Annotated in this window: 18 protein-coding genes; 8 read left to right on the top strand and 10 right to left on the bottom strand. The window is 61.9% G+C overall.

All coding sequences use genetic code 11. The features are described 5' to 3' along the window. Nucleotides 1–168: 168 nt before the first annotated feature. On the top strand, nucleotides 169–522 hold the full coding sequence (locus LMTR3_RS11010) for a hypothetical protein (protein WP_141686556.1): 354 nt from the start codon (nucleotides 169–171) through the stop codon (nucleotides 520–522). 299 nt (nucleotides 523–821) lie between these two features. Here LMTR3_RS11010 and LMTR3_RS11005 read toward each other — a convergent pair whose 3' ends face one another. Further along, the gene (locus LMTR3_RS11005; protein ID WP_065745057.1) at nucleotides 822–1,043 is read right to left on the bottom strand and encodes a hypothetical protein; all 222 of its coding nucleotides are present in this window, start codon (nucleotides 1,041–1,043) and stop codon (nucleotides 822–824) included. Between the two features lie 286 nt (nucleotides 1,044–1,329). Between LMTR3_RS11005 and LMTR3_RS36195 the strand changes: the two genes are divergently transcribed. Continuing rightward, entirely contained in the window at nucleotides 1,330–1,638 is a 309-nt protein-coding gene (locus tag LMTR3_RS36195) for a hypothetical protein (RefSeq protein WP_141686555.1), read from the top strand. Here the strand turns inward: LMTR3_RS36195 and LMTR3_RS11000 are convergent. Continuing rightward, a complete protein-coding gene (locus LMTR3_RS11000) occupies nucleotides 1,635–2,573 on the bottom strand; it encodes an AEC family transporter (protein WP_065745056.1) in 939 nt (312 codons plus the stop codon). The two genes, LMTR3_RS36195 and LMTR3_RS11000, sit on opposite strands and share 4 nt — an antisense overlap. A gap of 570 nt (nucleotides 2,574–3,143) precedes the next feature. Here LMTR3_RS11000 and LMTR3_RS10990 point away from each other — a divergent pair. Both LMTR3_RS10990 and LMTR3_RS10985 read left to right on the top strand, forming a co-directional pair. After that, nucleotides 3,144–4,934 carry a vanadium-dependent haloperoxidase gene (locus LMTR3_RS10990; RefSeq protein ID WP_065745054.1) on the top strand — a complete coding sequence of 597 codons (1,791 nt, stop codon included), beginning with the start codon at nucleotides 3,144–3,146 and terminating at the stop codon, nucleotides 4,932–4,934. Nucleotides 4,935–5,509: 575 nt separating this feature from the next. Further along, complete coding sequence (locus LMTR3_RS10985; RefSeq protein ID WP_065745602.1) at nucleotides 5,510–6,538, top strand: fatty acid desaturase; 1,029 nt, start codon at nucleotides 5,510–5,512, stop codon at nucleotides 6,536–6,538. A gap of 3 nt (nucleotides 6,539–6,541) precedes the next feature. On the opposite strand, the gene LMTR3_RS10980 is transcribed toward LMTR3_RS10985, so the two are convergent. After that, a complete protein-coding gene (locus LMTR3_RS10980; protein ID WP_065745601.1) occupies nucleotides 6,542–7,489 on the bottom strand; it encodes a LysR family transcriptional regulator in 948 nt (315 codons plus the stop codon). 112 nt (nucleotides 7,490–7,601) lie between these two features. Here LMTR3_RS10980 and LMTR3_RS10975 point away from each other — a divergent pair, with 112 nt between their 5' ends. The 4 genes from LMTR3_RS10975 to LMTR3_RS10960 all read left to right on the top strand — a co-directional run bounded on the left by LMTR3_RS10975 (nucleotide 7,602) and on the right by LMTR3_RS10960 (nucleotide 9,901). Then, entirely contained in the window at nucleotides 7,602–8,411 is an 810-nt protein-coding gene (locus tag LMTR3_RS10975) for an SDR family NAD(P)-dependent oxidoreductase (protein ID WP_065745053.1), read from the top strand. Between the two features lie 77 nt (nucleotides 8,412–8,488). After that, entirely contained in the window at nucleotides 8,489–9,022 is a 534-nt protein-coding gene (locus LMTR3_RS10970; protein WP_084029602.1) for a YkgB family protein, read from the top strand. Between the two features lie 49 nt (nucleotides 9,023–9,071). Further along, entirely contained in the window at nucleotides 9,072–9,527 is a 456-nt protein-coding gene (locus tag LMTR3_RS10965; protein WP_028346476.1) for a carboxymuconolactone decarboxylase family protein, read from the top strand. Nucleotides 9,528–9,688: 161 nt separating this feature from the next. Further along, complete coding sequence (locus tag LMTR3_RS10960) at nucleotides 9,689–9,901, top strand: hypothetical protein (protein ID WP_245319827.1); 213 nt, start codon at nucleotides 9,689–9,691, stop codon at nucleotides 9,899–9,901. A gap of 12 nt (nucleotides 9,902–9,913) precedes the next feature. Here the strand turns inward: LMTR3_RS10960 and LMTR3_RS10955 are convergent, their stop codons facing one another. The 7 genes from LMTR3_RS10955 to lptF form a co-directional block, all read right to left on the bottom strand. Continuing rightward, on the bottom strand, nucleotides 9,914–10,972 hold the full coding sequence (locus LMTR3_RS10955; protein ID WP_065745051.1) for an alcohol dehydrogenase: 1,059 nt from the start codon (nucleotides 10,970–10,972) through the stop codon (nucleotides 9,914–9,916). A gap of 35 nt (nucleotides 10,973–11,007) precedes the next feature. Continuing rightward, complete coding sequence (gene rsmA / locus LMTR3_RS10950; RefSeq protein WP_065745050.1) at nucleotides 11,008–11,865, bottom strand: 16S rRNA (adenine(1518)-N(6)/adenine(1519)-N(6))-dimethyltransferase RsmA; 858 nt, start codon at nucleotides 11,863–11,865, stop codon at nucleotides 11,008–11,010. Further along, a complete protein-coding gene (pdxA, locus tag LMTR3_RS10945) occupies nucleotides 11,862–12,866 on the bottom strand; it encodes a 4-hydroxythreonine-4-phosphate dehydrogenase PdxA (protein WP_065745049.1) in 1,005 nt (334 codons plus the stop codon). Before pdxA ends, rsmA begins: the two co-directional genes overlap by 4 nt. Before the next feature lie 3 nt (nucleotides 12,867–12,869). Continuing rightward, nucleotides 12,870–13,811 carry a SurA N-terminal domain-containing protein gene (locus LMTR3_RS10940; protein WP_065745599.1) on the bottom strand — a complete coding sequence of 314 codons (942 nt, stop codon included), beginning with the start codon at nucleotides 13,809–13,811 and terminating at the stop codon, nucleotides 12,870–12,872. A 72-nt stretch (nucleotides 13,812–13,883) separates the two neighbouring features. Then, nucleotides 13,884–16,280, bottom strand: coding sequence for an LPS-assembly protein LptD (locus LMTR3_RS10935; RefSeq protein WP_084029527.1), 2,397 nt, complete (start codon nucleotides 16,278–16,280; stop codon nucleotides 13,884–13,886). Nucleotides 16,281–16,378: 98 nt separating this feature from the next. Beyond that, a complete protein-coding gene (gene lptG, locus LMTR3_RS10930; protein ID WP_065745048.1) occupies nucleotides 16,379–17,476 on the bottom strand; it encodes an LPS export ABC transporter permease LptG in 1,098 nt (365 codons plus the stop codon). Next, nucleotides 17,473–18,642, bottom strand: coding sequence for an LPS export ABC transporter permease LptF (gene lptF, locus LMTR3_RS10925; protein ID WP_065745047.1), 1,170 nt, complete (start codon nucleotides 18,640–18,642; stop codon nucleotides 17,473–17,475). Before lptF ends, lptG begins: the two co-directional genes overlap by 4 nt. Between the last annotated feature and the right edge of the window lie 282 nt (nucleotides 18,643–18,924).

The following is an 18,924-nucleotide window of genomic DNA, read 5'->3' as shown; positions in this document are numbered from 1 at the left end:
CTAAGGCCCAAATAGCGCACATAGCTCGAGGTTTTGTGTGAGCCAACGACGGTGGAGTCCTGCCGTCACGTTAGCGTTACGCCCCAGTGTGAACCAGTTCATACACGCTAAAGTTTAGCCGGTGTAAGAGAAGATCTTCCGCGACATTTCCAGTCAATGGAGGGTCTGATGAAGCAGTTTTCTCTCTCGCTTCCGGCATTACTGTTCGGCATCATTCTCTATACGCCCCAAGCTTACGCCCAGGCGAAATGCACTCAAGGTTATGTTTGGAGGGAAGCTACTCGCGGCGATTACGTGTGCGTCACGCCACAAACCCGCCGGCAGGCCTGGAACGACAATGCGCAGCAGGACGCTCGGCGGGCAGGGCGCGGACAGTACGGATACGAGACTTGCAAGCAAGGTTACGTATGGCGCGAAGCAACGACGGACGACAAGGTCTGCGTCACGCCGGCGACGCGCGACCAGGCGCGCTACGACAATTCAAGGGCGCGGCAGCGTGTCCACGCGCAGCGCATTGATTAGTTTATAGCTTCCAGCCAATAGCTACCGAAGGCTTCGTAAAGGCGTCGAAGGCTCGCCCACATCTTGCAGCGATTGCGTTCTGCCACAACGCCATGACGAAGATTTTCGCAGCGGGTGCGATGCTGACCCGACTGGCAGCATCCAAGAAACGCAAGAAGGGCTCCAGCGGCGCTGAGGCCCTTCTTTTGCGGGAACGGTGTCGCAGGGAGGTGCGACATCGCACCAATTCTTGAGCTACCGATCGGTCCAGCGTCCCAGCCGGACCCCGATCTGATCGTCGCTAACCGTCGATTGCGTGTTTAGTCGCAGATGCGCTCGCGGATCCTGACGCGTTCACCAAAGCGGTTGGTGCGTTCGCGGATAACGATCCGGCAGTCATCTCCGTAATCACGGTAGTAGGGGCGATCATAGCCGGGACCAACATAGACGCCGCCAGGACCGACGCCGAACTCGATAGCGTTGGCCGTAGCGATGGTTCCGACCGTAAGCAGTGTCGCAATCGCCAAGATAGATAGCTTCATAGATACCTCCTCTTGTCGATCAAAACCAAAGGCTTCGGAAGGCATTCGTTCCGCTCGGCGGAGATTTTGATGGCGCTCTCATCTTAGGTTCCGCGAAAGAATATTGCAGTGAACCGACCAGGTTTCGATGCCGATCGCTCATCGCGATAGCGGCAGAACTCGTTGCTGTTGTCGTACTCGGTCCAGGTTCTCGCTTGCGGTCGCGAGCGGAGGAACTTGACGCCTTTCTGAACGGTTGACCGATTTTCTACGCGCCCCTCCGGTTCCGTACTCGGACGAGGACACCATGACTTCACTTGCGAAACTTCTCGCTCAAAAGGAACAACTGCTGGGCAGGTTGCAGGAGGACCCGGGGCCAAATGAGCGCGCCGAACTAGAACGCCTTTTGGAGAAAGTCGATGCAGCATTGAGTTCGCTGGAGCCTGCACCCAGCGACATGGCCGAGGAAAACTTGGCCGAGGATCATGACAGCCGTTCGAAACCGACTGGACCTAAAGCGGAAATGATCTCTGGCAGCCAAACTCCGTCTAGCGTAGTCCCGCATCGTCTCCCGTTAAAAACTGACGAATTTCGCTTGTCCTCTTGGCGCTTTTAGCCCGCCTGTGCCGCGAGGGCGTAGAGCCAGCCCATCAGCGTCGCTACCGACACCAGCGTTGTGATCGAGACTGTGGCCGCGACCAGAGGTTCTTCCATCTTGTACTCGCCTGCCAGGATATACACCGTCTTGGCGGTCGGCACGGCGGCACAGATGACGGCGGCGATCGTGTAGAGCGGATTGAGGCCCGACGCCAAACAAAGCCCGTAGACGATCAGCGGCATGATTACGAGCTTCACGACCGCGAGGGCGACGGATGCCATGACGTTCGAGCGTATTGCTTCAACTGACAGGCTTAGTCCAATGGCGAAGAGCGCGCACGGCGTTAGAGCAGCCGCCAAGATGTTCATATAGGCCGCGAGTGAGGCCGGCATTGGCAGGCCTGTGGTCGACCACGCAAGACCGATCAGAGTCGATAGTACCATCGGATTGAGCACGATCTGCTTCACCAGCATTATCGAACCTGCCGTCCTCGCGTGCGCGCCGCGCCCCTCGCTTTCCAGGAGAATAACCGTCGCGGGGAACATCACGCCCGCCACGAACAAGGTTGCGATGGCGGCGGGCAGAACGGCAGGCTGTCCGTAGATGGAGTGCAGGATTGGCAGTGCTACGAATCCAGTATTGGTCATCGCCGCTGCCATTCCATAGAGCGTGCTGCTGGCGCGGTCGCGTCCCCACCGGACGCGGACTGTCAGAAAGACCACCGCGAAGCACAGAATGGAGCCACCGCCGAACGCCAGCAGAAAGCGCCATTCGAGAAGATTGCGTGCCGGCTCCTGCGCGATGGTGACGAATAGCAGCGCCGGCATCGCGACGTTATAGGCGAAGTGCACAAGCCCGTCGGCCAACGACCGCGAAATGTAGCCGAGCCAACCTGCCAGCCAACCCGTGACGATGATCGCAAACACAGGAAGGACCAGGTCGGCGACTGCCATCTTGCTTTCCCCTTGACGGTCCTTTGATCAGGCGCGTTGTGAACACATGGCAAGTCATACATTTCCGGCGCACATAGCAATTTTGACTATGAAGCGATCGCGGTGAAATAATTCAAGTCTGGCAGAGTCTCGCCAAGTTAAGCTGATTGGCCACGGAAGCCAATTGACCGAATGGCCGCTTCTGGGCACCTTTGAGACATGCCCGCCTATTCTGAGAATGTCCGTAGAAGTGGTAGACCGGAAGCGGCTGACAGATCGTCAAACCGATGCGAATGACCCCAAAGCGGAAGCTTCCAAAGGTCAGACGTCTTTTCAGGACGCAGGAGATCGTGTACTCTTTGAATAGCTGTCGTCGCAGGCGGGAAATGCCGAATTCCTCGCGGGACTGAACGGACAGCGGTCGTGCCATCGGCAAGCATTGCACTCGTATCACCGACTTCCTTTTTCGCCGGTCCTTCAGCATTCGCATTCCAACGCGGGTGCGCGTAAGCGCGCCCAGATGCCCATTTGAATCCTGTGAATCCTGAAAGCGCGGGCCCTAGAGCGGTGCCTGCGAGGGAGGAGATCTCCATGGCTGACCAGCCCACCATTTCGACTGAATCTGACCTGGCATCGCCGACCCTGCCGACCACCGCGGTCACTCGCCGCTCGCTCCTCGGCGGGGTCGGCATCGCAGTCGGCGCCGCCGTGCTTGCGTCTCCGCCGAGCATGCCCGGAATCGCCCCGGCAGCAGCACAGCCTGTGAGCGCGGACCCGCGACCGCTCGACGCGGCGTTCAAGCGCCGCGCCTTCGAAGTCCGAGAGGCCTGCGCGAGAAACAACGAGAAAATTCCCATCGCGCCCCACCCGACGAATGGCGATGAGGCGCGCTACACCAACAAGATCGGTTCGGATTCACGGGGCCTGCCGCACGATAAACGCGGCGAAGTGGAGCAAGCGGCATGGCAGGCGCTCTATGCCGCTTGCCAGTCGGGCGATCCCGCAGATTTCGAGAAAATCCCGCTCGGCGGCACTCGCAAACTGGTCAATCCCGTAGGCACGCAAGCCGTCAGTCTCAGCGGCATGAACCCTACTCAGATTGCGATACCGACGGCTCCGGCCCTTGCAAGTGCGGAGCGCGGCGGCGAGGCGGTCGAGGTATATTGGCAATCGCTGCTTCGTGATGTTCCGCTTACCGAGTTGCGCGACGACACCTCCAATCGCGACGTGCTTGCAGCTACCGAGGAACTCAACAAGCTCGCCGATTTCCGGGGGCCGAAGTCTGGTGGGCGGGTAACACCCGGTACGCTGTTCCGTGCCAATGCGCTTTATTTCGACCCAACTGACTTGAAGGGCCGCTCGGTCACGCCTCCAGGCGTTTTGGACGGCCCGCTGATCTCGCAATTCCTGCTCCGGGACGTGCCCTATGCCGCACAGTGGATCAGTGCTCAAATTCGCACCGTGTTGCCCGCCAACGAATTCCTGACCGAATACGAGGAGTGGCTGGCGATCCAGAACGGCGCCGCACCGAAACGCCGGTTGCAGTTCGACGCGACACCGCGATACATAACGACAGGAAGAGATCTCGCGGAGTATATCCACGCTGGCCCTGCACTTGGATGGGCGGCAGCACTGATCCTTGCAACCCCCGGCGGTGGAGCGGATCAACGGTACGCCGGGATGTATCCACCGGCAGAGCCCGTGTCCTACCCATCGAATCCGTATCGGAGATCGAAGACCCAGAGCCCTGCGGGTGCCACCTTCGGGTTGCCCTATGTGCAGGCACTACTCGCCACGGGGATCCGTAACTCCGTCCGCGCGTCCTATTGGCAGAAGTATTTTGTGCACCGGGCTGTGCGACCGGAAGCCTACGGCGCTCTGGCGCATCATCGCCTCGCCAATGGCGTGAGCGACTACCCGTTGCATGATAACTTCCTGAAATCGGAGGCCCTCGATCGCAGTAAAGCCAAGTATGGCACCTATCTTTTGTCACAAACTTATCCGGAGGCCGCGCCCACTCACTCCACCTATCCCGGCGGTGCCACGAGCGTTGGTGCCGTCACGGCTACCATATTGAAGGCGTTTTTCGACGAGAGCCGCGTCATCGCCAACCCGGTACAGCCCGATCCGGCTGACCCGACGAGGCTCGTGCCCTATAGCGGCCCGCCGCTCACGGTTGGCGGAGAGTTGAACAAGCTCGCGGTGAATTTCGGTTTCGGACGGAATTGGGCAGGCATCCACTGGCGTTCCGACGCTTCGGCCTCAATGGCGATCGGCGAGGAGGTGGCGATCGGCATGCTGCGGGACGAGCGCATTACCCTCCGCGAATCCTTCGACGGCTTCTCCTTGACGCGCTTTGACGGCAGCCGCGTCACGATCTGACAGCAGTCGGGCGACGCCCCTGCCGTGGGGCGCCGGCCCGGTCCTGTGCAGAGTAGCGGAAGCGTTTATGCCCGACAGCCTATTGGTGGAAGCTGAGCGCGGCGCCTGCTCAATCAACGAGGACCCAAGCCCGGGGGCGATCCTCGTTCTGATCATCTCACGATGCCCGTGCGGGCGAGGTGATCGAGTAGGCACAGTCCACTTCCGGAATTGGCATCTTTGAGACGTGCCGACCGGCCGTGACGGTGTCCGTTTCCGGCGGAAGACCGGAAGCGGTCACCGACGACCAAATTGACGCGATTGCACCCATGAGACACGGGTAACGCGGTGCTGCAGTCCTTGACGTTCCCCCAATTTGTGTCCATATGCGGGGTAATCGACACTTGGCCGAACGACTGGGCTCGCTTTGCCTTGCTGCTGACAGGCACGCACGTTTCAGACCCTTCTCCAAAAATCGATCAACGGACGTAGGTGCCGATCCATCGGTGCCTCGATCTTACGTGCACTGTCAGAAGGGGATATCTGTGCATAAGAGAACTGTGCAGTGCTCTAACACGCAAGAGGGCCTTGGCTTCATTCAACCTCCCACTCGCAGCGATGACGTCCCCGACGCACGGCGTTGGAAGCGCATTTTGGGCAACTACAGCACCCCAAGTCGGCCGCGGAGCCTGGCCGAGTTGGCGATCACGGCTTTGCCGCTCGTGATGCTGTGGACCGCGGCTTGGTTCACGTTCTCCCTTGGCTATGCCTGGGCTTCATTGCTTATCGCGTTTCCGGCCGCCGGCTTTCTCTTACGCCTGTTCATGATCCAGCACGACTGCGGTCATGGCACCTTTTTTGCCGGCCGCCTGGCGAATGACTGGGTCGGCCGCGTCATTGGTGTGCTCACGCTCACGCCTTACGACTATTGGCGCCGCACGCATGCGATTCATCATGCCACCACCGGCAACATCGACCGCCGCGGCATCGGCGACGTCGATACGCTGACCGTGCGCGAATACCGGGCGCTTCCTTGGTGGGGTCGTCTGAAATACCGTCTTTATCGCCACCCGCTGATCATGTTCGGGCTCGGACCGGCCTATCTGTTTCTCTTGCAGCAGAGGATTCCGGTCGGCCTCATGCGCAATGGTTGGCAGCCTTGGGCCAGTACGATGGCAACCAATCTCGCGATTGCCGTCGTCGTCGCCGCGCTCACATGGTTTATCGGGATCAAGGCGTTCCTGCTCGTGCACCTTCCGATTACGCTGCTGGCCGCCACGGCCGGCGTATGGCTGTTCTACGTGCAGCATCAATTCGAGCACACGACATGGGATCGCGACGAGAGCTGGAACCTGCATCAAGCCGCTCTGTACGGCAGCTCGCATTACGAACTGCCGGCGCTGCTGCGCTGGTTTACAGCCAACATCGGGATTCACCACGTGCATCACCTCTCCAGTCGAATTCCCTATTACCGGCTGCCGCACGTGCTGCGTGACCACCCGGAACTGCGCGATGTCGGCCACATAACGCTCCTTGCGAGCTTCCGCTGTGTACGACTTGTGTTGTGGGACGAGGCGCAGCGCCGTTTGGTGTCGTTCCGGGAAATCAGAGCCCGGGACTTTTAGGCATTACGGTGACAGTGGAGGCCCGGCTCGGCCTCGCGGCGCGGCGCGTTTCGGCAGATCGGCGATGCGTGCTTTGAGGCGTGGCAGCGCGAAGTCCAGGAAGGCGCGCAACTTGACCGGCATGAAGCGATTGGGCGGATAGACTAGGCTGACCGGTATCGGCGGCGGCTCGAAATCCTGCAGCAGCAGCGCAAGCTCTCCGGATTTGACCGATTCTGCTACCTGATAGGAGAACACCGTCGCGATCCCCATGCCGCAGCGCGCGGCTTCGCACGTCGATTCAAGATGGTTCAACACCAGGCGCGACCGCACCGGCACGACGTAATCGGTCTGGTCTTTCTTGAACGTCCATTCGGCTGGTGACTGCAACGGCACGAAACTGATGCAGTCGTGCTTGGAGAGGTCGTCAAGCGATCTCGGCGTCCCGCGCGATTTCAGATAGGCCGGGCTCGCGCACAGCATGCGGCGGATTTCGCCGATCCGGATCGCGATCAGGCTGCTGTCGGCCAGCGTTCCGATCCGAAGCGCGACGTCGACATGCTCCTCCAGAAGGTTGACCGGCCGGTCCAGCAGGTCGAGGCGAACGTCCACCTCCGGAAACATCGCCGCGAAATCCGCCAGCACCGGCACCAGGTGTAGCCGGCCGAACGCAAAGGGCGCCGACACGCTCAGCTCGCCGCGCGGCGTCGCGTACTCGCCGGATGCAGCGCGTTCGGCTTCGGCCACGTCGGCGATGATCCTTTTTGCCGCGGCGATGTAGGAGCGGCCTGCCTCCGTCGGGACGAGCGCGCGGCTCGAGCGGTTGAACAGCTTGGTGCGCAGGTGCGCTTCGAGCTCGGATACTTTTCGGCTCACGGTGGCCAGCGGCATTTTATGCCGGCGCGCCGCAGCCGACAGGCTTCCGGCCTCCGCGACCGCCAACACAATCGACATGGCTTCGAGACGGTCCATCGGATGCTTCCATTTTTTGGAAGGATACATCTCGATTTTGCCAGATACCCATCAATTCCGGAAGGGCCTATCCATCAGCGCGAGGCAACGCACCCAACCAACGGAGATGGATATGACCCAGACCAAAGGCACTGCCCTTATTACCGGCGCATCAAGTGGCATCGGCGCGATCTACGCCGATCGACTGGCGAAGCGCGGCCACGACCTCATTCTCGTTGCGCGCAACAACCAGCGGCTTGCATCGCTGGCGCGCCGGCTCGCCAACGAGACCGGCCGGAACGTCGAGACGGTCGAAGCCGATCTCACGTCCCCGGCGGACTTGCAGCGCGTTGAGAATATTCTCAAAGCCAATGCGGATATCTCCTTGCTGGCCAACAACGCCGGCGTCGGCGCGGCAGCCCCGCTGCTCGCTTCCGACGTCGACAAGATGGAGGACATGATCCGCCTGAACGTCACTGCGCTGACGCGGCTGACCTATGCGGCGGTGCCGGGATTTGTTGCCCGCGGCAACGGCACGATCATCAACATTTCGTCGGTCGTCGCGATCGCGCCGGAGGTGCTGAATGGCGTCTATGGCGGCAGCAAAGCGTTCGTGCTCGCATTCAGCCGCTCGCTCGTTCACGAGCTCGCCGACAAGGGCATCCGCGTGCAGGCGGTGCTGCCGGGCGCCACCGCCACCGAATTCTGGGACGTCGCCGGCACGCCGGTTCATCAGCTTCCGGCGCAGATCGTGATGTCGGCCGACGACTTGGTCGATGCCGCGCTGGCCGGTCTCGACCTCGGCGAGACCGTGACCATTCCATCGCTGCCGGACAAGGCAGAGTGGGACCGTCATGAGACGGCGCGCCAAGCCATGTCGGACAGGCTTTCGAGTGCCATCCCGGCCCCTCGCTACAATTTGCGCAAGCGCGTGAATGCGTGAGCGCTCGGCCGCCGCACGACAAGTCGTGCGGCCGGATATCGGATTTCAAACCTTGACCCATGAAAACGGAGATTACCATGTCACGCATTATCACCCAGCTCCCGGCGCCGATCCTCGCATCGGGCTCCATCATCCCTTGGCGCGATCAAGCCGAACGCCTGATCGCCTACGCAGAGCCGGTCAGCCGAGCCGGTCTCTATTTGTCGCTCGGGATCATCTACGCCTGGTTCGGCGGGATGAAGTTCACCGATTATGAGGCCCAGGGGCTGGTGCCGCTGGTGGAGAACAGTCCGCTCGTGAGCTGGTTCTATGCTCTGCTTTCGGTCCGCGGCTTCTCCAATTTCCTCGGCTTCGTCGAACTCAGCATCGGGCTGCTGATCGTCCTCAGACTGGCAAGCCCGATCTTTTCTGCAGCAGGCGGCCTTCTCTCGGCCGGACTCTTCGTCACGACAATAAGCTTCATGATCTCGACGCCAGGCGTCGTGGTGCCGGAGCTCGGGCTGCCCGCGATCACGGTCGCGCCGGGTCAGTTCCTCCTGAAGGACGTCGGTCTGTTCGCCGCTTCGTTCTGGGTATTCGTCGACTCGCTGAAGGCGGTGGTTCGCAGATGAGCGGCCGCTCGGCGCGCCCCAGCAAGAACAGTCATCAAGGAGCAAGAAAATGAGCAAGCGTCTCGACTATAACCAGATCGCGCCGGCAGGCGTCAAAGCACTGGGCGGCGTCTACGGCTACGTCATGCAGAGCGGACTTCCTCCTGCGCTGGTCGAACTGGTTTACCTGCGAATTTCCCAGATCAACAACTGCGCCTATTGCCTCGACATGCACACGCGCGACCTGCTCAAGAAGGGAGAGAAGATCGAAAAACTCGCGCTGGTGCAGGCGTGGGCGGAAGCCGGCAATCTCTTCGACGAGCGTGAACGCGCCGCGCTTGCATGGGCCGAGACGGTGACGCGCGTAGCCGATACCGGCGTGCCGGATCAAGCCTATCAGGCCGCCCGTGCCGTGTTCGAGGAGCGCGAGCTCGTGGACCTCACGATCGCGATCGGCCTGATGAACGCCTACAACCGTATGGCAATCAGCTTTCGCAACACGCCGCAGGCGGCGCTCGGGAAGTAGGCATCAGGCATACCATCCGGGAAGTTTGCAAGGAGGGCACGTCGCCTCTCGGCGAGGTGCCTTCCGCTATTCCCGCTTTTTCCCGAAAGTGCTATCATTCAATGATCGTTGTACTCGCAAGGGATGTCGGTTGGCTTTGTTCACCCCGGGGAGGTGACGTCGTGGCTAAATTGGATGACCGCACGATTGCAAACATGGAAGTAGCGTTGGAAAAAGCCTGCAGCCGCTTTCCCAACGGCGGCGATCATGAAAGCCGCAAATACGTCGCCCGAAAGCTGATGCAGAGTGCAGAGGAGGGAAACACCACCTTGGGCGGACTGGACGTTGTCGCGCACCGGGCCGTTCAAGAACTGTCGAAGCCAAAGTCGGCGTAACGGTCGTCCGCCTCAGTTCTTCAGCACGATACGTCCCACGACCTTGCCGGCGCGCAGCTCGTCGATCCATTTCTGGACGTCGGCCATCGGCTCCTCCTTCATCGGCGTCGGCTTGATCTTGCCGGCGCGGGCGAGGGCCATCAATTCCTTGGCCTCGGCGAGGGTGCCGACCATAAAACCTTCGACGGTCATGCGCTTGTAGACCCACTGCACCATCGGCAGGCTGAAATTGCCGCCCATCAGGCCGGACACCACGATCTTGCCGCCGCGTGCGACCGTCGCAACGGCGAACGCCATCGACTTCTCATTGCCGGCAAAATCGACGACGCCGTCGAAGCCGCCCTCGGTTTCTTTCAGGATGCGCCTTATGACCTCGGGCTCGGCCGGATCGTAGGCAACCGCTGCGCCGTTCTGCAGCGCGGTCTCGCGCGCGGCAGGAGAGAGGTCGGCGACCGTGATGTTCTGCTTGAACATCGCCTGCGCGAATGAAAGCCCCATCATGCCGACGCCGCCGAGCCCGATCAGCAAAAGGTTGCGCTGCCGCGGGCGGTCGACCAGCCGCTTCAGCGCGCCATAGGCGGTGACGCCCGAGCACATCAGCGTCGCCGCCTGGTTGACCGGCAGCGGATCGTAATCCAGCAGATATTTGGCGTTAGGCACCAGCACGTGAGTGGCAAAGCCACCATCGATGGAGACACCGAGGAAGCGCTGCTTGACGCAGAGGTTTTCGTCGCCATTGGCGCAGTCGCGGCACTGGCCGCAGCCGATCCAGGGGAATACCGCCTGCTTCTTTCCGATCAGATCCGTCGAGACATCGGGACCGACTTCATCGACGATGCCGGCAATCTCGTGCCCGAGCGTGAACGGCAGCGTCATGCCGCGCGTGGTGTCGAGCCGCTTGCCGCCGCCGAGATCGGCATAGCCGTCCTGGATGTGCAGGTCGGAATGGCAGAGACCGCAGCGCTCGATGCGGACGAGGACTTCGCTGCCTTTCGGCTTCGGCGTGTCGACGATGGTTTCGCACAACGGCGCATCGAACTTGACCAGGGACTGGCGACGCATCAGCGCCATGGCATCATCTCCTCGAGCAGTTTCTTCGGGGCGTTTTAGGTTTTTATGCTTCGTATATCGGTCAATTCGCGGGCCATGGCAACAAAGCCGGAGATTGGAATGGTTTCGGCGCGCCTGGTCGCGTCGATATGCGCGGCCTCGGCCAGCCGGGCCGGATCGACCGAGAGCGATTTCAGGCTCTGCCGCAGCATTTTCCGGCGCTGGCCGAAGGCGGCGGCTGCCACCTGTTCGAGCGCGCGGCGGTCACACGGCTCGGGTGCCTCACGCGGCACCAGCCGCACCACCGAGGAGGTCACTTTCGGCTGCGGCACGAACGCGGCGGGGGAAATGTCGAACAGGATTTTGGTCTCGGAGCGCCAGTTGGCGAGCACCGCGAGCCGGCCGTAGGCCTCGTCGTTCTCCTTGGCGACGATGCGCTCGGCCACCTCGCGCTGAAACATCAGCACCATCATGTCGTACCAGGGCGGCCATGGCTCGATCGAGAGCCAGTCCACGAGAAGCGCGGTTGCGATATTGTAGGGCAGGTTGGCGACGATTTTTGCCCGCTCGCCGCCCAGCATGGGGCGGGGATCGAAGCGCTGTGCGTCAGTGTGCACGATCTCAAGCCGGCCAGGGTAGCGCTTGGAGATGTAATCGAGTGGAGCCAGCGCACGCTCGTCGCGCTCGACCGCGATGACGCGTTTGGCGCCGAGCGCCAGCAGCGCGCGCGTCAGGCCGCCGGGGCCGGGGCCGACCTCGATGATCGTTGCGCCTTCGAGCGGGCCGGCGGCGCGTGCAATCCGGGCGGTGAGGTTGAGGTCGAGCAGAAAATTCTGGCCGAGCGATTTGCGGGCCGACAGGGAATGTTCGCGGATGACCTCGCGCAGCGGCGGCAGATCGTCGATCGCGCTCATGAAGGTTTCGTCGCCGCCATGCGGGCGGCGAGCCGCAGTGCTGCGGCGAGACTTGACGGGTTGGCCTTGCCGGTGCCGGCAATGTCGAAAGCGGTGCCGTGGTCCGGCGACGTCCGGATGAACGGCAATCCGAGCGTGACGTTGACGGCGTCATCGAACGCAATGGTCTTGATCGGGATCAGCGCCTGGTCGTGATACATGCAGATGGCGCAGTCATAGGTCTTGCGCGCCGCGGCGTGAAACATGGTGTCCGCGGGCAGCGGGCCCCTGGCGTCGATGCCTTCTGCGCGCAGCGCTTCGACGGCGGGTGCTACGATGTCGATGTCTTCGCTGCCGAGCGAGCCGTCCTCGCCGGCATGCGGGTTGAGGCCCGATATTGCAAGGCGTGGCTGGGCAAGGCCGAAATGGGCTTTCAGATCCGCAACCGCAATCCGGGCCGTCGTGACGATCAGCTCGGCCGAAAGCTTTGCCAGCGCCTCGCGCAGCGAAAGATGGATGGTCACGGGTACGACGGCGAGCGCCGGCGACCACAGCATCATCACCGGCTGCGGCACGCGGCCGCCATCGGCGGCAAGCTCGGCGAGAAACTCGGTGTGGCCGGGATGGCGGAATCCGGCGCGGTAGAGCACGCTCTTGGCGATCGGGTTGGTGACGATGGCGCCGGCGCGTCCGGACCTGACATGGTCGACCGCATGGCGAATCGAGGCAAGCGCCGCGCTCGCGCTGGTCTGGTCGGGCTGTCCGGGGCGCGCGGTTGCGATTTCGCCGGTTGCGACCACGGGCAGGGCTCTTGCAAATGCCGTGCTCGCTTCCTCGGGCACGGCGTCGGCGAGGTCGATCGGCAATCCCAGGATCTTCGCTCGCTCGGCGAAGAAGGCGCGGTCGCCGAGCAGGTAGAACGGCGGGAGGTCCAGCTCACTGCGCCGCCGCCACGCTTCAAGGGCGATGTCGGGGCCGACGCCCGCAGGCTCGCCGGATGTCAGCGCGAGGGGCTTTGCCATGCATCAACGATATTCGATCATCGCGGCTTTGCGGATGTCGGCCAGGTAAGCCTTCGACTTTGCCTCGTACTTCTGCGTGTACATCTTTTCCCGGATTTCCCGCTTCTTCGGCGTATCGATCTTGGTCGGCTTGCGGTCGCACAACGCCACCATCTCCACGCCCTGTTTGGTGATTTCGGGCGGGGTCAGGCGACCGATCGGCGTCTTGTCCAGGAGCTCGCGAAGTGGGCCGGGAATGTCGGCCGAAGTCTTGGTGACGATGCCGCGGATCGCGGCATTCTGCATCGACTTGAAGTAAGAGTTGGCCTGCTCGCAGCTCTGGACGCGCTCGCGCAAGGACTCCGCCTCCTTGCGCCGCAAGTCGATCGCGCTTGGCGCCGAGCCGCGCGGCACGATCAGCACGATCGGCTGCAGCCTGTATTCGAACGCGTCCGCCTGGGTCGCTTCGCCGCTTTGCTGGGCGGCGTCGGCAACGTCCTTCTCGCCGACCTGGAGGCTCTCCTTGAAACGGCCGCGCACCAGGCTGCCCCAGACCATCTCGGCCTTGAGGCGGGCCTTCAGCGTTTCCGGCCGGACCCCCTGGCTCTCCAGCGACTTGGTCAACTGTTCGGGCGAGATACGCATCCGCTGGCTCATCCCGGCAAAGGCCTGGTCGATATCGCTCGCCGTAGGGTCGACGCCGAACCGCTTGGCTTCCTTGATCTTCACCTTTTCGTCGATCAGTTCCTCGATCACCTCCTTCCGCGGCATCTGCTTCCGCGTGGTCAGGAAGTTGAGCTTGGTGCGCTGCTCTATATCGAGAGTGGTGATGGGTTCACCGTTCACCATCACCGCCACGGACTGCGCTTGCAGCGGTGAAGCGCCGCCGGCCAGAACGGCAAGCGCAACGGCGCCGCCGGCGATCAGGGACCAAAATCGGCAAGGAAGGAGCTTAATGGTCGTCATGGTCATATCAGTCGTATCAACCAATTCGTACCGCGCGGCGCTGGGTATTCTCCGGCAAGGTCGGGCCTCACGCTACTGAAGGCCGCTGGTGCCGGTCGACGAGGACGAATTCGCAATGGTCCGTAGGCCGATCTGCACCATGAACGCGTGATTGAGCACCGGCGGCGTCGTCCCGGCGGAGTAGCTATAGGACGTGACGTAGTTGGCGGCCAGCACGAAGCAATCGTCCACATAGCCGGCGCCGATGATGTACTGGTTCAGCTTGTTGGCTTCAAGATCCCAGCGAGCGGCTCCCGAAACGACCCAGTTCGACGCCAGTTTGATTGATGCGCTGCCGAGCAGGCCTTCGCGGCGGGTCAGATACCCGAGTTCCGGCTGGGCGGCATAGTTGCCGTACATCATGCTGACCGACCAGCGGTCGAACGAGGCGCGTCCTTCGGCTTCGAAGCGATTGACGTTCAGCGTCGCCTCATCCATGCGCGAGCGCACGCTGAACGTATAGGTCCGGTTCGGCGAGTAATTGACGCGGGCGACATAGTCGGACCGGGTGTTCTGCAGGCCGGATTCGAGGCCGGTATTGGTCGGGTCCTGCACCGCATACGAATTCAGGCCGAACAACTGGTAGGACTGGCCGAACAGCACGTTGACGCTGCCGCCGCGATCGAACTGCGTGGTCGCCTGCACGCCGACATTGGCGCGGCCGCCGCCCTCGACGCGGTCGTAGCCGGAGAACTTGTCGATCGCGAACAGGTTGCTGGCGTCGAACACCATGCTCTGCGCATCTTCGTTCGGCAGCCGGCCGGCGAAGGTCTCGTTCGGACGCGCAATGATTTGCGCAATCGGCTCGATCGTGGTGGTGCCCCAGGGCTGAACGTTGATGAAGGGGTAGCGATATTCGAGGCCGACCGCCGGCATCGGGCGCAGCGCTTGGGTGTCGCCGACAGGAAGGAAATTCGAAACACCTGGTTGGTTCGAAACCGAGGCATTGATCGCGTCGGCGCGCAGGATCGCAAACGGCGTCCAGATCTGACCGAAGGGATCGGTGAACGACTTTCGCCATTGCGCCTCGGCCGTCACGCGGGTGTAAGTGCCGGGGAAGCCGCGCATCAGGCATTGCGACGGCGTCCGCGCCAGTGGATCGGCGGACGTCGTCGTGCACAGGCTGGCGGTGTTGGCCAATGTCGTGATCGGATCGAAGGTCGCCGTTTCACGCGAGAGGCTGGTGAAGTTCGTCTTGTAGCTGAATTCGCCGCCGAAGATCGGGTGGTTGATGACATTGGAGTAGTCAACGACCGGATGAATCACCGGGACCTGATCCTGGTTCCCGGAATAGCTCAGATAATAGATCGTGCGCGCGTCGAAGAAGCTGCGGTTGCCAACACCGGTCAGATAGAGCTGCGAAATCGCTTCCGTCGGCAGGGTCAGGAACGAGCCCAGCGGATCCCTGTATTGGGCCAGCCGGTAGTCCGAGAAGAAGAAGTAGTCCGACAGCAGGACGCCGTCCCAACCCCAGACCCATTTGTCGTTGAGGGCGAACTGGCCCTTGGTGTCGACGCCGCCGCGGAAGTCACGATCGCCGGGCAGGCCGGCGAACGCGCCAGGATCGAGCTGATTGATGCCGTAGGCGCGGATCTGGTACGAGCCGTTGATCAGCCGCTGGCGGAATTCGCCCTGTAACAGCACGCCTTGCCGCGTCGTGAAGCGCGGATTGAACGTCGCGTCATAGTCCGGCGCGATCGCCCAGTAGAACGGGGTCTCGACGGCGTAGCCATAGGTCGAGTTTGAGCTGTAGGCGGGCATCAGGAAGCCCGTCTTGCGCTTGACGGTCGGATCGGGCGTCGAAAAATACGGCAGATACGCCATCGGCACGCCGAAGAATTCGAGCTGTGCGTTCTCGAAGTACAGCATCTTGTCGGTCTGGTCGTGGATGATGCGCGCACCCTTGACCTGCCACAGCGGCGGCTTCTTCGGATTGTCCTTGCACGGCGCGCAGGCGGTATAGACGCCGTTTTCGAACACGGTGTAATTGCCGGCGGAACGGTCGGCGCGCGTCGCCGCCATGCGCGTATCGTCAGCCGTATCGACGCGCAGCGAGTCGACGAAACCGTCACGGTAGTCGTCGCTCAGATCCATGATGTTGGCGTAGGTGACTTTGCCTTCCGCATCGGTCAGGCGGATGTTGCCTTCTGCATGCAGCCGCTTGGTCTTCTGGTCGTAGATGACCTTGTCGGCCTCCACGCTGGTGCCGTTGTAGAACATCTGCACGTTGCCGACCGCCGACACGCGCTGGTTGTTGTAGTCGTAGTCTACCTCGACGGCTTGCACGAGCATCCTGCCGTCGTTGTTGACAGGGCGCGGCGGCGGCTTGGGCGGACGCGGATTGTAGGTGAAGCTTTGCGCCGCGGCGGGAGCCGTCAGGGCAAGCTCGATTGTGCCGCCGAAAACCAGTCCGGTGAGCAGGGCAAACATAGGTACGCCAACGGCGGCCAAGCGGGCTCGATAGCGGCGCACGGTGGTGCGCCGCCTGAACGCAGGCGACCTCAACTGGCGGGCGGCGACAACGGCCACTACCCGTCCTCCTGGTACAGCAAGGCTAAGAAGCCGGTGAGGCCGCCCACACATACAGGCAACCACGCCGCAGCGATGGGATGCATCAACTCAGCCTTGCTCAAATCCTCAGTAACTTTCGATAGAACGTAGAGCAGAAACCCTGCGCCCACGCCACTTAAAACCATCTTTTGCACGCCGCCCATCCGGAAGAAGCGAAGGCTGACGGAAGCCGCCAACATCACCATTGCAGCCAGCAAAAATGGCTGTGCGATGAGCTTATGGTACTGCAATCGGTAGCCTGCAGTCGCGAAGCCGGAGCTTTCGGACGAACGGATATAGCCGGGCAGTTGCCAAAAAGACACGGTTTCCGGGGTCGAGAAACTGTTGCGAACCTGGGCCGGGGTGAGGGTGGTTGAGAGGTAATAGTTCTCCTGATCAACCGGAGGTTTATCCAAGGAGTATCGGCGTACCGATTTGAAGGCCCAGCGGCCCTCTTCGAGGGAGGCTTCGCGCGCCTCGATTCGCTCCTTGAACTGGAGATCGGTATCGAATCGGAACACGGTCAGTCCCGTCAGCCGGACACCTTGCTGCTCGCTCCGCGCCGCATTGATGATCGACTGGCCGTCGCTGTTGACCTGGTTGAGCCAGAAGCCGGATGCATCCTGAATGCCGCCGCCGGGCGTCGAGCCGAACAGTTCGGCCTCCATCCGCTTGGACAGTTCGCGCAGGTTGGCCGACATCGGGTTGTAGGCAACCGTCGCCAGGGTGCCGAGGATGATCGAGCTTGCCAGCGCCGGCGAAATGAACTGCCAGGCGGATACGCCGGCCGCACGCGCCACCACCAGCTCCAGCCGCCGCGACAGCGCGAGATAGCAGGTCATCGCGCCGATCAGCACACAGAACGGCATCAGCTTTTCGAGCAGTTGCGGTACCCGGTACAGCGACGTCTGCGCCACCGTGATCGCCGATGCCGACACCAGCCCGGAGGTCTTGCGGACCATTTCGATGTAATCGACCAGCACGAGCAGCACGAAAATGCTCGCAAACACGCCCACCGCCGAGATCAGGAAGCGGCCGGCAAAATATCGCCCGAGCGTGTTGGTCATCATGCTCATGCGGTGGCGGGCCGTCCAAAGAGCCGAGCGAGGCGTGCGTTCGACCTGTTGATGGCCTCCATCAGCGCGGCCGGCGGCTCCACCACGATGCCGCCGATGATCATCCACAGCCCGACGCCGATCGCGCCGAACAGCATCGAATACTGCACGAGAGCCATGCTTGGCGTCTTCACCGTCATTACGGAACAGGCGAATCCCGCCATGCGCAGGCCAAACACCGCCACGATGGAGCCGCCGATCGAAAAATTGCGGCTCTGGCGCGTGGTGCGCGGCGTGCCGAGGAAGGCAAAGGTCAGCACCGCGAAGGCGAAGGGATAGACCGGCGCCAGGAAACGGTCATGCAGCTCGGCGTGAAACTGTCCGGACAATTGCTTGAAAACCGGATCGTTCTCCGAGGGCGAGATCAGCTCCCAGAGATAGCGTTCGCGAATCCCCAGCGCGACGTCGCGGCCGCGATTGGAGAATTTCGACATGTCGAAAGCGTAACGAACGAACGCCACAAAGGCCGGATCGCGTTTTCCCGTCTCGAAACGTTCGAGATTGCCGTCCTCGAGCACCAGATAGGAGCCGTTCTCGTTCTTCAGCACCGTGCCGTGGTCGGCGATGATGGTGACGCGCTCCTTGGGATCGCGGCGGTCGTCGACGAAAATGCCGGCGAGCACGCCGCCCGGCTGGCGTTCGCGGATCCGAATCGTCAGGTTCTGGTCGAGCTGGGCGAAGCGGCCGGGCTGCAGGATATTCGTCAGCACGTCGGCCGTGATTTCGGCATCCCATTGCTTGATCCGGCGCATGCCGTCGGGGGCGAGATAGGAGCCGATGAAGGCAACCATCAGCGCCACCACGCACGTGGCATAGAAAAATGGGCGGAACAGCCGGAAAGGCGAGAAGCCGGCGGCGCTCATCACGATGATTTCAGAATCGGTGGCGAGCTTGTTCAGCGTGTGGGAGATCGCGATCATCAACGCGATCGGAGCGATGATCAAAATCAGCGCCGGGATCACCAGGCTGGTGATGCCGAGAAAGGTGATGATGGTCTGGCCTTGGCTGGTCATCAGGTCGATGCCGCGCAACGCCTGCGTAATCCAGATCACGCCGGTGAGGCTGACCAGGACCAGCGCAAACGACGCGAGCGTCGTGCGGAAAATGTACCTGTCGATCGACCCCATCGTTACCGCACGATCCCACCCTTGCACGCCCAAAGGGCAGCTTCCGACCAATCCCTATTGAGGGTTCCCCATTGGTCGGGCCGCCAATCGTCAGCCATCTACATTCTCACTACCATCCCTTTGATCCGTCAACAAAATGGCCGGGCCGTGGCGTCCCCCAGATACGGTTAAGAATTCATCTCATGTGGCCTTCCAGCCACTGCGGCGCTTGGCAGCGGCGCGGCAGACAGGCCATAGTGCCAAAAACATCAGGTCCTGAACGATTTGGGCCATTACCGAAGA

Origin of the sequence: Bradyrhizobium sp. LMTR 3 (assembly GCF_001693485.1) — a bacterium.
GTDB lineage: Bacteria > Pseudomonadota > Alphaproteobacteria > Rhizobiales > Xanthobacteraceae > Bradyrhizobium.
This window is presented reverse-complemented; position numbering and strand designations above follow the sequence as displayed.

Bases quoted from the DNA above. Each gene is read 5' to 3' on its own strand.
- pdxA (WP_065745049.1), bottom strand. From the start codon at position 12,866: ATGGCAAAGCCCCTCGCGCTGACATCCGGCGAGCCTGCGGGCGTCGGC.
- LMTR3_RS10970 (WP_084029602.1), top strand. From the start codon at position 8,489: ATGTCACGCATTATCACCCAGCTCCCGGCGCCGATCCTCGCATCGGGC.
- LMTR3_RS10935 (WP_084029527.1), bottom strand. From the start codon at position 16,280: ATGTTTGCCCTGCTCACCGGACTGGTTTTCGGCGGCACAATCGAGCTT.
- lptG (WP_065745048.1), bottom strand. From the start codon at position 17,476: ATGAGCATGATGACCAACACGCTCGGGCGATATTTTGCCGGCCGCTTC.
- LMTR3_RS10965 (WP_028346476.1), top strand. From the start codon at position 9,072: ATGAGCAAGCGTCTCGACTATAACCAGATCGCGCCGGCAGGCGTCAAA.
- LMTR3_RS10940 (WP_065745599.1), bottom strand. From the start codon at position 13,811: ATGACGACCATTAAGCTCCTTCCTTGCCGATTTTGGTCCCTGATCGCC.
- LMTR3_RS10980 (WP_065745601.1), bottom strand. From the start codon at position 7,489: ATGGACCGTCTCGAAGCCATGTCGATTGTGTTGGCGGTCGCGGAGGCC.
- lptF (WP_065745047.1), bottom strand. From the start codon at position 18,642: ATGGGGTCGATCGACAGGTACATTTTCCGCACGACGCTCGCGTCGTTT.
- LMTR3_RS11005 (WP_065745057.1), bottom strand. From the start codon at position 1,043: ATGAAGCTATCTATCTTGGCGATTGCGACACTGCTTACGGTCGGAACC.
- LMTR3_RS11010 (WP_141686556.1), top strand. From the start codon at position 169: ATGAAGCAGTTTTCTCTCTCGCTTCCGGCATTACTGTTCGGCATCATT.
- LMTR3_RS10955 (WP_065745051.1), bottom strand. From the start codon at position 10,972: ATGGCGCTGATGCGTCGCCAGTCCCTGGTCAAGTTCGATGCGCCGTTG.
- rsmA (WP_065745050.1), bottom strand. From the start codon at position 11,865: ATGAGCGCGATCGACGATCTGCCGCCGCTGCGCGAGGTCATCCGCGAA.
- LMTR3_RS10975 (WP_065745053.1), top strand. From the start codon at position 7,602: ATGACCCAGACCAAAGGCACTGCCCTTATTACCGGCGCATCAAGTGGC.
- LMTR3_RS11000 (WP_065745056.1), bottom strand. From the start codon at position 2,573: ATGGCAGTCGCCGACCTGGTCCTTCCTGTGTTTGCGATCATCGTCACG.
- LMTR3_RS10990 (WP_065745054.1), top strand. From the start codon at position 3,144: ATGGCTGACCAGCCCACCATTTCGACTGAATCTGACCTGGCATCGCCG.
- LMTR3_RS36195 (WP_141686555.1), top strand. From the start codon at position 1,330: ATGACTTCACTTGCGAAACTTCTCGCTCAAAAGGAACAACTGCTGGGC.